This is a genomic window from Okeania sp. SIO3B5 (assembly GCF_010692555.1).
Taxonomy (GTDB): domain Bacteria; phylum Cyanobacteriota; class Cyanobacteriia; order Cyanobacteriales; family Microcoleaceae; genus Okeania.
Window position 1 is genome coordinate 1 of record NZ_JAAHHG010000176.1, and the last position, 15040, is coordinate 15040.

Sequence of the window (15040 nt, forward strand, 5' to 3'; positions counted from 1 at the left end):
CCCAACATCTAGCCCAAAATCTCAACAACTTTCAGATGAAACTCAATTTTTTCAACAGCAAAAACCAGGAGGCAAGAAGAAAGAATAAATTTCTCTCAATTTACCAAAATCTACTCAAAAATCTCAACAACTCTCAGATGAAACTGAATTTTTTCAGCGACAAGAAGTAGAAGAGATAAATCAAGGAGTAAATTCTCTCAATTTCCCAAAATCTACTCAAAAATCTCAAGAACTTTCAGACAAAACTGAATTTTTTCAGCGACAAGAAGTAGAAGAGATAAATCAAGGAGTAAATTCTCTCAATTTCCCAAAATCTACCTCAAAATCTCAACAACTCTCAGATGAAACTGAATTTTTTCAGCAACAGGAAGGAGAAGGGATAAATCAAGAAGAAATTTCTATCAATCTCCCAAAATCTACCCAAAAACCTCAACAACTCTCAGAAAAAACTAAATTTTTTCAGCAGCAAAAAGGAGGAGGCATAAATCAAGAAGTAAATTCTTTCAATCTCCCAAAATCTACTCAAAAATCTCAACAACTCTCAAACAAAACTGAATTTTTTCAGCAACAAGAACCAGTAGCGAGAAGGAAAAAAAAATGTCCCCAAAACCAGAAAAACTTACAGAAATAAACGAACTTTTATCACCTCCAACAACTCCTCAAAAACTAGGAATTAATATTGCAGGTTTTGTGAAAGGAGAATTAGGAATAGGAGAAGGAGTAAGAGCAACACTTCGAGCAGTAGAAACCACAAACATTCCCTTTGTTATCAACAACATTATCAGCACTCCCCATAGAAACTCCGACAAAACCTACCAAAATTTTACCCAAGAAAATCCACATCCAATCAACCTATTTCAAGTCAACGCCAATGAAGTCAAAACCTTTCTCAAAAAAACAACTCTCAGACAATATTTCACCAATAAATATAACATCGGTTTTTGGGCGTGGGAACTTCCGAAATTTCCTCCAGAATGGATAACAGCATTTACGCCATTTCACGAGATTTGGACTTACAGTAATTACTGTGCCGAATCTATCTCAATGGTGTCATCTATTCCTGTAATAAAAATGATGCCCAGCATTTCTCTACCTATTCCGAAAATTAGTAGAAAAGAACTAGGTTTACCAACAGATAAATTTATCTTTCTATTTATCTTTGACTTTTTTAGTCGCCTCGAACGAAAAAATCCACTCGCCACCATCGCCGCATTTAAAAAAGCATTCGGAAACTCAAACCCAGATGTTTTGCTCCTGATAAAATCATCCAATTCTCAAAAATTTCCTAGAGATAAATCACGACTAATAAATAGTATCGGAGACTCCCCAAATATTAAACATATAGATGGATATTTATCCAAAGAAAAAATCAATGCCTTGCTTTACCATTGCAATTGTTATGTATCTCTACATCGCGCCGAAGGCTTTGGTTTAACAATGGCAGAAGCAATGTTTTATGGCAAACCAGTTATTGCCACTGACTATTCATCAAATACTGAATTTATGAATGTAGGAAATAGCTTTTTAGTCGAATATGAAAAAGTAGAAATAGCTGATAATTACGGACCATATAAACAAGGACATATTTGGGCAAATCCTAACATCGAACATTGCGCTAATTTGATGAAATATGTGTTTAATAATTCTGACCAAGCTCAAAAAATTGGATTAAAAGCTGCTGAAGATATTAAGTCATTACTCAGCCCAGAAACTATGGGTAAAAAAATCAAGACTCGCCTCGAATATATTGCTCAAATTACGGAAAACTTTACTAATATTCCAGCCACAAAATTATCTCAGTCTTCTCCAAGTAATAAATTTCCACTTGTTAGTATTTGTATCCCTACTTACAACGGAGAAAATTTTATCAGATCTGCAATTAATAGTGCCCTTTCCCAAACTTACTCCAACCTAGAAATCATAATTTCTGATGATAATTCCACTGACAAAACCCTGGAAATAGCCAAATCATTACAATCGGAAAATCCACAAATAGAATTTCGGATTATTTGCCATCAAAATTATGGTTTAGTGGGAAATTTAAACTTCTGTATTTCCCAAGCAAGAGGCAAATATATTAAATTCTTGTTCCAGGATGATTTGCTCGAAAAAAGCTGTATTGAAGAACTTGTCAAAATAGCAGAAGAAGATTCGGAAATAGGCTTAGTATTTTCTCGCCGTCGCGTAATTTTAGAACCTGGTGCAGAAAATAATTCTACTTGTGTAGCTGCTTATCGTGGTACTCAAGATTTACACAAGGATTGGTCAAGTTTGAAAACTATTCAGTTAGGAAAATATTTATTATTAGACCCTAATTTAATGAAATATCGCTTGAATAAAATTGGGGAACCAACAACAGTCTTAATTCCTAAAGCAGTGTTTGAAAAAATCGGACTTTTTGACTCTAGTTTGACTCAAGTATTAGATATAGATATGTGGTTCAGGATTATGGGAAATTATAAAATTGGATTTGTGGATAAGCCTTTATCTCAACTTCGTATTCATCCCCGTCAACAAACTCAAATTAATCTTACTTCTGGGAAAAATCCTCAAGATTATCAAAGGTTTTATCAGAAAATATTGGAGAATCCTGTTTATAGTTTTTTGACTCCAGAGGCGAAGGAAACTGCTAGAAAAAAATTAGGTGTTTTGCTCAAACAAGAATTTTCTCAACTGCAAAATTTGGTGGAAAAATATCGCCGCTTTCCTGTTGATGAGTCGGTTTTAAATAATCTTCGCCAATTACGCCGTCAACTCGCTGAAAAATTGTTAGGTTTATCAAATGAACAATTGAAATATTTTTATCAAACTGAAATAGGTGAAATTTATAAACTTCTGTTCAATAGTGGGATAAAAAATGAAGCTTTAACTACTTCTGAAAAAGAGTTTGTTGCTAATTTACAGGGAAATTTTTATACAACTAATCTCTGGCAAAATCTTTTAGCATTTCTGCTTTATCGCTTTGCTTTTCAGTTACCAATAAATTATCGTCGAGCTGTTTTGCCAAAATGGCTTTTTACTGATTTTCTGAATTTTCTATTTGCTAGACCTCTAAATTTTCAGGAAGTTGGAGAATTGGAAAAATATTGTGAGTATGTTCAGGATTTAATTGTGTATTTGAAAGGGAATGTTTGTAGTAATAGTAACTCCGCAGTTAGACAAAGTATTGCTGCTTTTCTTGCCGACGATCTTGATTTAACTGTTTTTTCTTGTTGTGATTTTTAACTTCCGAATACTTGGCAAAATGTGTTGGAAGTGAGGGAGTTTTTTTAGAGTTTAATAGGTATCAACTTGATTGTTTATTTCCCGCAAAAACATAAGCATTTCCTAGAAAATGCTGCGCAAATAGTTAGTTCGCAGTTAGCTTTTAGCTGTTTCATCAATAATGAATATACATTGCTAAGGTCAAGGTTAGTTTTTTTCCAAGACTTTGAATTTTCTTTAAATCTCTCAATACTAATTCCTGCTATAAAGGCAATGAATTAATAGCTGATAGCTGAATGCTGACCGCTGTTTGCGCAGCATTCCGTAGGAAATGCTTATACAAAAACAGGCGTTCGCGGTAGCGATGCGAAGCATTATCGCTCTAAAATTTGTCTGGGAATATTACTCGATAAATTAAGCCTTCAACAAGATACTTTTACCGAATAATTAAGATTTAAAGCCTCTCCTTTAAAGGAAAAACAAGCAAAAATTTTCCTTTGAGTCAATCCTCTTCTTTTAAAGGAAAGGTAATAATTAATAATTAATAATTAATAATTAATTATTAGCTGGAGAGTACAAAGTTCTTCCAAAAAACTATTAGCTTTGAAGACTGAAAACATTACTGGAAAAGGCTTACAGTACTTACAGCTCTGAATAAAAAGTTTTTAACCTTTAGATCGCTGAAAGCCTTAGCTAGTAATAGTTATTCTAAGAACTTTGCACTGTCTAGTAATTAGGACTTGCTGATTAAATATAGAAGCATTGAATGATATTGGTTTTAGGGTTTTTAGGTATCAATAAAGTGCGAGCTTTTAGGATACTGAGGTTCAAAAATTGAGCATTTTTGGCTAACAAGGAATAGAAGAATTACTCTTACTCTTTTTCCGGCCAACTCCTCTTTCACTCCTATCTCTCTTAACTCCTAACTACTCCCTACTCCCTACTCCCTACTCTCACCTCCACAAAAAGACTTTTGAGCGCAAACCCCAATTAATTGTTATTTCAATCCTCGAAAATTTAGATAGACATAACTTTGAAATAGTGTTATATTATTTTTCAATAACAAATGATATTTTGGGGTTATCTTGTCAAAAATTAGATTTGTCCAGAAAACTGCTCGGAAATTTATCCGAGTTGGTAAACACTATCCGTACTGATGAGCTAGATATTTTACTCATCTCTACATAACCCTAATGATACACCAAACCCCTTATACCATCTAACTTTATATCGACTCGCAACAATCCAAATAACTACACACTCAACTTACAAAATCCTAAAAGCCTTACCAATCAATACTTTTGACTTTTGATTTCCGCGTAGCGACACTAGCTGATGTATATTTAGATGCTTTGGGAGATACTGAATTAGTGCAACATTTAACCTTATCAAATCTATTCATCACTGAACATCCCTGATAATAGTATGGCATTACCGTAACGGTAAAGGCAGATGAGCTGCAAAGCTAATCTTTAAAAGACTAGCACGTCCGAGACCTTTCTTCTCCTTTGATAACAGAAGAATCGTTTTCACCAAGGGTAGTGCTGGTATCCGAGCTAACTTCGCCTGGCAGCTAAAATCTACCGAACTGTTTCCAAAAGGCATTGTTTCCTATATCTTACCAGATTTAAGTTGATTTTTGAGCGTTCAAAATCTCAAAAAATCAAGGAAATGGATAGGTTTAACAAGGTTTTTGGTTAATAGCTGCGTCTCTCAGTAGTTCAGTCTATATTAGTAGGAGTACTACCAGTAATCAGATATAGTGAAACATGCAGAGGAAGGCAAGTAACAGCCTTACTAAAAGAACTAGAATTACCGGAATTAATCGCTCATATCTAGAAGGAATATATAAACCTAAGTGTAACATTAGCAACTAGCTCAGAGTTACACTGGGATTATAGCAACCAAATTAGGCATAAGATGGCCTATAACCCTAAATTTTTGGATGGTCATGATTATGCACAGCAAAGTGACGTTCTCTCCCGCTAAACCTAAGATTATAGTGGGAGCTTCCTGCTTACCAGGCAGACTAATGTCTACGCCTCCACAGACAGCAACGATGAGACCCACCGCCACTCTTGTACTAAAAGTTCTGTACTCACCCGATTTCCTTCAGGGAATTTTACCTCAAATACGGAATTACTAAGACTTCTGAATTTAACCCCATATCTTGAGTTGTCTAGGTTCAGCAGTTAGGTGCATATTACCACTATTCCTATATAGACTACATAATAGCACGCTTAAGCTACCTTGTCAACTTGAGTAAATTTTTAAACAACCTAAATTAAACATAATTTAATTCTCAAAAAAACCTGAATCAAACAGAATTTTATATCCTAAAAATCGCGATTATTAATGATGCTAATACAGGAAAAGTAACTAAAAAATGTAATAAAAAAAAGCAGTAAAACCTTAGATGAATAAAGCAAAATAAAAAAATAAAATGTAGTAGAAAAAGACTACTATGGTATTAACTATCTGACCATATAATAATTATTGAACTCAAGCCATTGTAGACTGTAGTAATAATGATGTTATGATTAACTAAAGTCTAATATAAATATTTTGACTAGCATATTCATCCGGATCTTACCCAAGTCAAAAACAGCGAGTGAAACCATGGACTAATAGGTATATATTTTTACCAGTATTCGTAGTGCCATGACTCCAGTGTAGATACCAAGAACAAGGGAACAGGTCCAAATAGCAATGCGTCAAAAGTCAAAATCACCTACTTCTTTATATTTTTAAGATTAAGGACAAATCAATATAAAGAAATAATAATAATGTGGTAACTTAATCTGCCACTACTTTTAACAGAAGACTAAATTAAAAGAGATAGTGCAAGTCAGTTGGAGATCTGAAAAATGACAGGACTGTTTCAAATCGGCGATAAATTATTGCAAGCTCAAGATATCCCATCGTTATTAACACGTTATCAGTTAATGCCTCATTTTTTAAGAGGGGTGATAATCGACCAAGCGATCGCTAACTTGACTTGCACAGAAGAGGAAAAAACTACAGCGGTAGAAAAATTTGAGAGCCAATATCAGTTAAATTCCCCCGAAACCAAACAAGCATGGCTCAAAAACCAAGACATGACCCAAGAACAATTGGTAGAAATGGCAATTAGGCCAATATTACTAGAAAAATATAAACAAGAAACTTGGACTAATCAAGTAGAAAGATATTTTATGACTCGTAAGAGCAGTTTAGACCAGGTAGTATACTCCCTGATTAGGACAAAAAATCCTGGCCTAGCCCACGAACTGTATTTTCGCATAGTAGAAGAAGAACAAACCTTTGCAGATGCAGCTCGTCAATACTCTGAAGGTCCAGAAGGGCGCTCGGGAGGATTATTGGGGCCAGTACCTCTAAGTCAACCACACCCTGCTATAGGCAAAATTTTATCAGTAAGTCAACCAGGTCAAATCTGGGCACCGCGTCCATTAACAGAATGGACAGTAATTATTAGATTAGAAAAATTTATCCCGGCACAGCTTGATGACTCAATGCGTCGCGCTTTAATAGATGAACTATTTGAAAATTGGCTCAGAGAACAAATAGGAAAAATAGGCACTCTCAAGCCACTACGTTCGGATGTAAAAGCATATTAATAATTAATAATTAATAATTAATAATTAATAATTACCTCTCCTTGAAAACGGATAGGATTGACTAAAAGGAAATTTTTTTCTTGTTTCTCCTTTAAAGGAGAGGCTTTAAACCTTAATTATTCGGAAAATAAAATACAAGAAAAGTGTTAGGTAGTAGGTTTCAATAATTAATAATTAACAATTACCTCTCCTTGAAAACGGATAGGATTGACTAAAAAGAAAATTGTTCTTTATTATCCCCTTAAAAGAGGAGGCTTTAAAGCACAATTTTTCGGTAACTACAAGCTTATTATCAAAATAAAGCACGCCATACTACCAAATAAACCAAAACTAATTCATAAGCATTTCCTCCGGAATGCTGCGCAAACAGCTATTAGCTGTCAGCTCTCAGTTCTTACAAGAGAGTTTAAATGAATATAGACTTTAAAGCTGACTTGAATAGTAAATATAAATCCTATCTCAATTACTAAAGCCTTGATCTCAAGCCAAAAGCAATAACTAAATACTTACACTAATTCTAAATTCTAAATTCTAAATTCTAAATTCTACATGGCTACTTCCTCAACAATATCAAGAACCCAAGTACAAGAATTTCTGGCAGACAAACCACCATTTAATCAGCTTTCAGAAAATGCACTGAAAACTAAATTAGTGGGAAAATGTCAATTACTCGGTTACCGTAGTGGCCAACCACTATTTGAAAGAGAAAAAATGCCGACCCAAGTAGCAATTATCTATCAAGGTCAGGCACGAATATTAGGTTATGACCAGCGATCGCAACGTCATGTCAGTTTACAGTTAGCAGGGCCAGGAGAAGTCCTTGGTTGGGCTGGGTTATTACGAGGGACGCCTTGTGAAACGGCACTCGCTTCAACAGATTTAATTGCCGTGACTTTACCAGCCGCAGACTTCTTGGCAATATTAGAAGCAGAGCCAGAATTTGGGGCAGCCTTTTTAGAACGTCCGGCAGTGAGTGAAGTATTTGAACTACTCACTCAAGAATTTGCTAGAAGGGCTGAAGTTAGTGGGAATGTGAAAGAACTGGCTAAAAATGTCGTCGAAAAAACTTTGGTAGTCAACCTACCTAAAGGAGATGTCAAGACTAAGGAACTAGCATCTATTTTAGAGTCGGAAAAAATCTGGCTAGTTAGTAGTGGGGTAGTAGGAGATTTTGCTCCAGGTAGTCCGGTGGTTTTAGATGGAGCGGGTAAGTCTTTAAAAATTGAGGGGCCCAGAGGAGCAAGAATTTTAGGATTCCCAGAACAACAAGAGCAAGGCGAACTTGAAGATACCACCGTCGAAAATGGGGCACAAAATACTGAACTTGTGCCTTTAGATGTATCTGTAGTCCCCCAAGCACCAGCACGTCCACCAGAGCCAACAGTTGCTCAAGATTCTCAATCAATCAAATATCCAATCTTCCGGGGTAAGGGAGAAGTACCTGCTGCTTTGGCTTGTTTTCAGATGCTCGCTAAACATCTGAAGCTGAAATTTCGCCGAGATGTGATTCGCCGGGTACTGGACAATCAGATGAGGACTGCGGGTAGGGTGTCTCTGCAAGCTTGTGGAGCGATCGCTCAGATGATGGGATTAACTGGTCAACTGGTACAGGTTCCGGCAGCAGCGGTTGGTCGTCTGAAGGCACCAGCTTTAATTCAATGGCAAGACCATTTTGCCGTACTCTACAGCATTACAGAACAAGAGATTGTTGTTGGTAGTCCAGAATTTGGATTAACTCGCCTCAAGCCTGGCCAATTTGCGGAAATTTGGGGAGAGTCTGGACAAGTTCTATTACTCCAAGCTCCAAAATCAGAACAGAAGGAACAGTTTAGTTTTTGGTGGTTTATTCCTTCTTTGATGGAGCATCGTACAGTTTTTATTGAGGTGTTGATTTCCTCATTTTTTGTACAGATATTTGGCTTGGTTAACCCCCTGATGACGATGATTGTTATCGATAAAGTAATGGGGCAACGTAGCATTGAGGCGATGGATGTTCTGGGTATCTTGATGTTATTGGTGGCTCTATTTGAAGCTTTGTTGGGGGGTTTACGAACTTTCTTGTTTGTGGATACTACTAACCGTATAGATGTCAAACTCAGCTCGGAGGTTATTGACCATTTACTCCGTCTCCCACTTAACTATTTTGATAATCGTCGGGTGGGTGATTTGACGGGTAGGATTGGAGAATTGGCTAATATTAGGAATTTTCTGACAGGTACAGCTTTAACGGTGGTTTTGGATTCGGTATTTTCAGTACTTTATATTGCTGTGATGTTGGCTCTTAACCCGTTAATGACGGCGGTAGCTTTGGCAGGGGTGCCTTTCTTTACTGGGATTATTATTATTAATTCTCCAATTGTTAGGAGGTTACTGCGGAAAAAGGCGGAACGTTATGCTGATTCTCAGTCATATTTAGTAGAGGTTTTAAATGGTGTTCAAACTGTTAAGGCTCAGAACTTGGAACTTCGGTCTCGTTGGGAATGGTCTGCGCGTTATGCGAAGTTTATGACTGCTAGTTTTAATACTGTTTTAACTCAGACTACTTCTAGTTCTATTAGTACCTTTTTAAACAAACTTTCCGGACTAGCACTTTTATGGGTTGGTGCTTATTTGGTAATTGATGGTCAGTTGTCAGTGGGGGGATTAATTGCTTTCCGAATTATTGCTGGTAATGTGACAGGTTCGTTGCTCCGTTTTGTGAGTGTTTGGCAGAGTTTCCAAGAGGTGGGAATGTCTATTGAACGACTTCGAGATGTATTGGATACGGAGGCAGAAGTAGATGAGGAAGACCGGAATAATATTGATATGCCACCGATTAATGGCAGTGTTAAGTTTGAAGAAATTTCTTTCCGATTTGCTCAAAGTGGACCTTTACAGTTGGCTAATGTAAATTTGGAATTTCCGTCTGGTTATTTTGTGGGAATTGTTGGTTTGAGTGGTTCTGGAAAGAGTACGTTGATGAAGTTATTACAGCGTTTATATCCTCCTCTTTCTGGTCGAATTTTTATTGATGGATATGATATTCAAAAAGTAGAATTATATTCATTACGTCGTCAAATTGGGGTGGTTTTACAAGATACTCTCCTATTTAACGGTACGGTTCAAGATAATATTGCTTTGACAAATCCTGATGCAACTACTGATGAAATTGTCAGGGCGGCTAAAATAGCAGTTGCTCATGATTTTATTATGAATTTGCCTAGTGGTTATAACACGATAGTGGGTGAAAGAGGTGCTTCTTTATCAGGGGGACAAAGGCAAAGAATTGCTATTGCTCGGACGGTTTTACAAAATCCCAAATTGTTGATTTTAGATGAGGCAACTAGCGCATTAGATTACAGTTCGGAACGTCAAGTTTGTGAGAATTTGGCGGAGGCTTTTGCTGATACAACGGTGTTCTTTATTACTCACCGTTTAACAACAGTAAAAAATGCTAATACTATTATTATGATGGATAAAGGTTCGGTGGTGGAACAAGGAACTCATGGTGAATTAATGGCGGTTAAAGGTCGTTATTTCTGTCTCTATCAACAACAAGAAGCTCAACAATAATTGGGGAAGGAGTCAGGAGTCATGAGTCAGGAGACAGGAGAAATTTTGGTAACAACAATTATTAATTGGAGAAGGAAGAAGAATTTAGAATTCAGAATTTAGAGTTCAGAATTCAGAAGGCAGGAGTAATTTTGGTAACAACTTTTCCTGATTTTCCCCCACTCCCCTACTCCCCTACTCCCCCACTCCCCTACTCCCCCACTCCCCCACTCCCCTACTCCCTACTCCCTACTCCCTACTCCCTAATTAAAAAATAAAATGGATACTCAATCTACATCATTAAACGAACAACCAGTCATTCTAGAGAAACCAGCCATATTATCTAGGCTATTTCTATGGATGATTATGATAATTACCAGTTCAGCAGTAATCTGGGCTTACTTTGCTGAGATAGATCAAGCAGTACCAGCTACAGGCCAATTAGAACTTAAAGATGGTTCCATAGATGTCCAAGCTCCTACCAGCGGGAATGTAGTTAGACTTCATGTAGAAAATGGCGATCGCGTGGAAAAAAACCAGCCATTACTAACTTTTAGTCCTACTGCTCCTAGTGCAGATTTAGGTTCTGCTACAGAATTAAGAGACACTCTAAAAAGAGAAAATCAGTTTTATAAAGAAGTACTAAATGGTAAGGTTCCTACAGCTTTACCTCCAGATTTACAAAAATTGGCTCAAGAGCGACAAACTAGAATATCAGAAAATAAAACATACCGCGCTCTAATTGATGAACTGTACCTAAACAGAGGTGGTTTTGTTAATATTGAACCTAGTTTGCAAGGATTATATGTAAACTATAAAGCTGAATATAATTCTCGTGTAGGTGCTGTAGAATTGCAAATTACAGAGCTAGAAAAACAACTTCAACAAGCAGAAGAAGATGAAGAAGCAGCTAGAGAACAATTAAGAGTAGCTCAAGACCAATTGCAATATTCCCAACAACAATTACAGTTTGCCAAACAACAATTAAATAACAGTAAGCAACAACTAACTTATGCTTACGAACAATTAAATAATACAGAAAAACAACTAACTTATGCTAATGAACAACTGAAAAATACTCAGGAACAACTACAATATTCTAAAGAACAGTTAGAGTTGGCTAAAGGGCAGTTAAGTAAGTCAGAACAAGTATTAGGATCTAACCAAGAAATTTTAGGACAAATATCTCCTTTAGTAGAAGAAGGAGCGATCGCTGAATTGCAAAAAAAACGTCAGGAGCAAGAAGTATTTCGGGGAGAAAGTGAGCTTTTAAGGCAACAAGACCAAATTCAAGCAAGAGCAGGAGAAATAAATACTAGACTGGGAGAAGTAAATTCTCGGTTAGCAGATATTAATGTTAGAGAGGGAGAAATAAATTCTCGCAGGTCTGATATTAATACATTGGAAGGAGAAATAAATACTCGTGAAGGAGAAATAAATTCTCGGTTCGCTGATATTAATGCTAGAGAGGGAGAAGTCAAAGCTCGTCAAGCAGAAATACAACGCGCTAGGTTAGAGCAACAGCGTTTAAATGTGTCTATTAATAGAACTAAAGAACAGTTAAAAAATACTAGGGATGCTTGGGCAAGGGAACTTTATGCCAGAATTGCTGAAAATGAAGGAAGGGAAATTGCTCGAATAGATTCTCAATTTACTCGCTTACAACTAGACAACAAAAAGAGACTAACTGAAGTTAATGCTCAGATTGAAAAGTTAGAAGAAACTCGCGATAATCAGGTTTTAAAATCACCAGTTTCTGGAGTTATTTTTGATTTAAAACCTGTTAGTAAAGAAGAGTCTTCTCTAGATATAAAAACTGACCCTATTTGTCAATATGTAATTAATGATGTTTTGAAGCCTAATGATATTAAACCAGAAAGATGTGAAGATGCGTCTTATGAGGCACAACAAACTCAACCATTGTTGACAGTATTGGATGATGATGAAGGTTTAGAAGCGGTAGTTTATATTCAGAATAAAGATGTTGCCTTGGTATTAAAGGCTTTAAATGATAAACGGAAAAAATTAGAACCTTTTCACGATCAAGAATTAGCTGGTGGGGAGGTTATTGAATGCGAACCGGGTAAAAAATGTGTTTGTCCTGAACTGAAAGAAAACCGGGAAAAATTAGGTTTAAAAGATGTGGAATGTATACCTGTAGAAGTACAAGTTGAAGCTTTACCAGCTAATGAATTTGGTACAGCAACTGGGGAGGTTATTTCTATTAGTGATGATGCTCTTCCACCGGATCAAGAAGCTGGAAGACCTTATTTTTCTTTTGAAACTACAATTGATTTGGAACGGCAAACATTTGTTCTGGATAATGAGAATGATTTGGAAATTGGTTTGCAGAATGGTATGGCAATTAGCTCTAATATTAATGTGGGTAAGCGGACGGTTTTAGAGTTGTTCTTTAATAGATTTACTGGCAAGTTTAGGAGTTTGACTAATGTTGATTAATGATTAGCTATCAGCATTTCAGCATTTCAGCTATCAGCTATTCAGCATTTCAGCTATCAGCTTTATTAAACAAAAGATGCCAAGGATTGAAATCCTTGGCTAATAGCTGAAGTCATCTTTTAGATGACTAATTTTAACTTGTATATTCTAGCTGGAAATAGTGAATAAATTGAATTTAAAATTAAGTTGAATGGGGAGGTAATTTCAGTTATTAGTTATCAGTACCTCTACAATAAGGAGGCTTGACATAAGCAATTCCCTCTTTTTTTATCCTTTAAAAGGGTCGCCTTTAGACCAGATTTTTTCGGTAATTAGCTATCAGCTAGTCAGCATTTCAGCTAGTCAGCATTTCAGCTATTAGCTTCATTAGCTTGAATTGTATGGGTTAAAAACTCAAAACAAGGCAAGATGCCAAGATGTTTTAAAGCCAGCTTTTATAGTTAAGTATAAATTCTGCCTCAATAAGCTTTTTAAAACTAAAAACAATAGCTGATTGCTGATAATAATTAATAATTACCTCTTCTTTCAGGAAAATTTTTTCTTGTTTCTCCAAACCTTAATTATTGGGTAACTAAGATCAACCTTCGGATATTGATTTGATTGACAAAAAGACTAGACTATGGGAAAAGGGGGTGGGAAAATAACACAAATAAATAAGGACTCAAAAGAATGCAAAAGTCTCAAAAACTAAAACAAACAAATCAAGGAAAACAAAAAGCCCACACTTCCTCCATAATCAGGCCTAGAAGCAGCATCACGACCACGACTGACTTTGTAGAGATGGACTTGGAGTTATTAGAGCAAGTACAAGGCGGAGTGATGAGACGAACGGAGATAGAAAGGTGGTGGAAGTTATGTTGAACACAAATCACAAATAGAAGGGACGGGTAGACTATTGGCGTTATGGTGGGTAATAATAACATTGGTCAAACTCGATTGTCAAAATTCTTTCTACTCAATAACGTTAGGTCTATTTGCCCTAATAAATTGACTTACTACCCAGTTTTCCGATAACTGGCACGGGGGGAGAGCAAAAGATGGCGATGGATACTTAGTTGACGATCGCCTCTTCTCCCCAGAGTTGAGAACAATATCCCCTAGAAGTCTACTTCCCCAGTGGCACTTTCTAGGGGACTTCTTTTTAGAGCTATAGCGACCACAAAAACCCTTGTACTTTCTGGCACATTCCTCCAGAGTTTTGACCGACAAAATTCAGAGGCAAGCTTTTAGCAAATCAAAAATAAAAATTTTATTCATCTCTATTGCTGCATACCCAATAGGAATTTCGACTCATTTCCCTTTTGTTGCGGATATAGCAATAGGAGTTTTTACCTACAAAATCCAGAAGCCAACTTTTCGCCAATTCAAAATAGAAATCTGATTCATCTCTATTGCTACACACGCAATAGGAATTTAGACTCAGTTCCCTTGGATTGCGGATATAGCAATAGGAGTTTTGACCGACAAAATTCAAAGACAGATTTTTAGCAAATCAGAAATCAAAATTTTATTCATCTCTATTGCTACATACGCAATAGGAATTTCGACTCAGTTCCCTTTGATTGCGGATATAGCAATAGGAGTTTTGACCGACAAAATTCAGAGGCAAGCTTTTATAAAATCAGAAATAAAAATCTGATTCATCTCTATTGCTACATACGCAATAGGAATTTAGACTCAGTTCCTTTTTGTTGCGGATATAGCAATAGGAGTTTTTGCCTAGAAAATTCAGAGGTAAGCTTTTCGCAAATCAGAAATCAAAATTTCATTCATCTCTATTGCTGCATACGCAATAGGAATTTAGACTCAGTTCCTTTTTGTTGCGGATATAGCAATAGGAGTTTTTGCCTAGAAAATTCAGAGGTAAGCTTTTCGCAAATCAGAAATCAAAATTTCATTCATCTCTATTGCTGCATACGCAATAGGAATTTAGACTCAGTTCCTTTTTGTTGCGGATATAGCAATAGGAGTTTTTGCCTAGAAAATTCAGAGGTAAGCTTTTCGCAAATCAGAAATCAAAATTTCATTCATCTCTATTGCTGCATACGCAATAGGAATTTTTGCTCAGTTCTCTTTGATTGCGGATATAGCAATAGGAGTTTTTGCCTAGAAAATTCAGAGGTAAGCTTTTCGCAAATCAGAAATCAAAATTTCATTCATCTCTATTGCTGCATACGCAATAGGAATTTTTGCTCAGTTCTCTTTGATTGCGGATATAGCAATAGGAG

General features: G+C 36.2%; 5 protein-coding genes. 4 read left to right on the forward strand and 1 reads right to left on the reverse strand.

Annotation, left to right across the window (positions count from 1 at the left end; all coding sequences use genetic code 11):
• Positions 1–597: 597 nt before the first annotated feature.
• Complete coding sequence (locus tag F6K54_RS21980; RefSeq protein ID WP_293081903.1) at positions 598–3225, forward strand: glycosyltransferase; 2628 nt, start codon at positions 598–600, stop codon at positions 3223–3225.
• 1410 nt (positions 3226–4635) lie between these two features.
• On the opposite strand, the gene F6K54_RS21985 is transcribed toward F6K54_RS21980, so the two are convergent.
• Positions 4636–4809: a hypothetical protein gene (locus tag F6K54_RS21985; protein WP_293081906.1), complete on the reverse strand. Its 174-nt coding sequence runs from the start codon at positions 4807–4809 to the stop codon at positions 4636–4638.
• A 1262-nt stretch (positions 4810–6071) separates the two neighbouring features.
• On the opposite strand from F6K54_RS21985, the gene F6K54_RS21990 reads away from it, so the two are divergent.
• The 3 genes from F6K54_RS21990 (at position 6072) to F6K54_RS22000 (ending at position 12812) form a co-directional block, all read left to right on the forward strand.
• Positions 6072–6821: a peptidylprolyl isomerase gene (locus F6K54_RS21990; RefSeq protein WP_293081909.1), complete on the forward strand. Its 750-nt coding sequence runs from the start codon at positions 6072–6074 to the stop codon at positions 6819–6821.
• A gap of 549 nt (positions 6822–7370) precedes the next feature.
• Positions 7371–10373 (forward strand): peptidase domain-containing ABC transporter, encoded by a 3003-nt coding sequence (locus F6K54_RS21995; protein ID WP_293081912.1) that lies wholly within the window; start codon positions 7371–7373, stop codon positions 10371–10373.
• A 258-nt stretch (positions 10374–10631) separates the two neighbouring features.
• The gene (locus tag F6K54_RS22000) at positions 10632–12812 is read left to right on the forward strand and encodes a biotin/lipoyl-binding protein (protein ID WP_293081915.1); all 2181 of its coding nucleotides are present in this window, start codon (positions 10632–10634) and stop codon (positions 12810–12812) included.
• The last annotated feature ends 2228 nt before the right edge of the window (positions 12813–15040 follow it).

Bases quoted from the DNA above. Each gene is read 5' to 3' on its own strand.
- F6K54_RS21980 (WP_293081903.1), top strand. From the start codon at position 598: ATGTCCCCAAAACCAGAAAAACTTACAGAAATAAACGAACTTTTATCA.
- F6K54_RS21985 (WP_293081906.1), bottom strand. From the start codon at position 4,809: ATGCCTTTTGGAAACAGTTCGGTAGATTTTAGCTGCCAGGCGAAGTTA.
- F6K54_RS21990 (WP_293081909.1), top strand. From the start codon at position 6,072: ATGACAGGACTGTTTCAAATCGGCGATAAATTATTGCAAGCTCAAGAT.
- F6K54_RS21995 (WP_293081912.1), top strand. From the start codon at position 7,371: ATGGCTACTTCCTCAACAATATCAAGAACCCAAGTACAAGAATTTCTG.
- F6K54_RS22000 (WP_293081915.1), top strand. From the start codon at position 10,632: ATGGATACTCAATCTACATCATTAAACGAACAACCAGTCATTCTAGAG.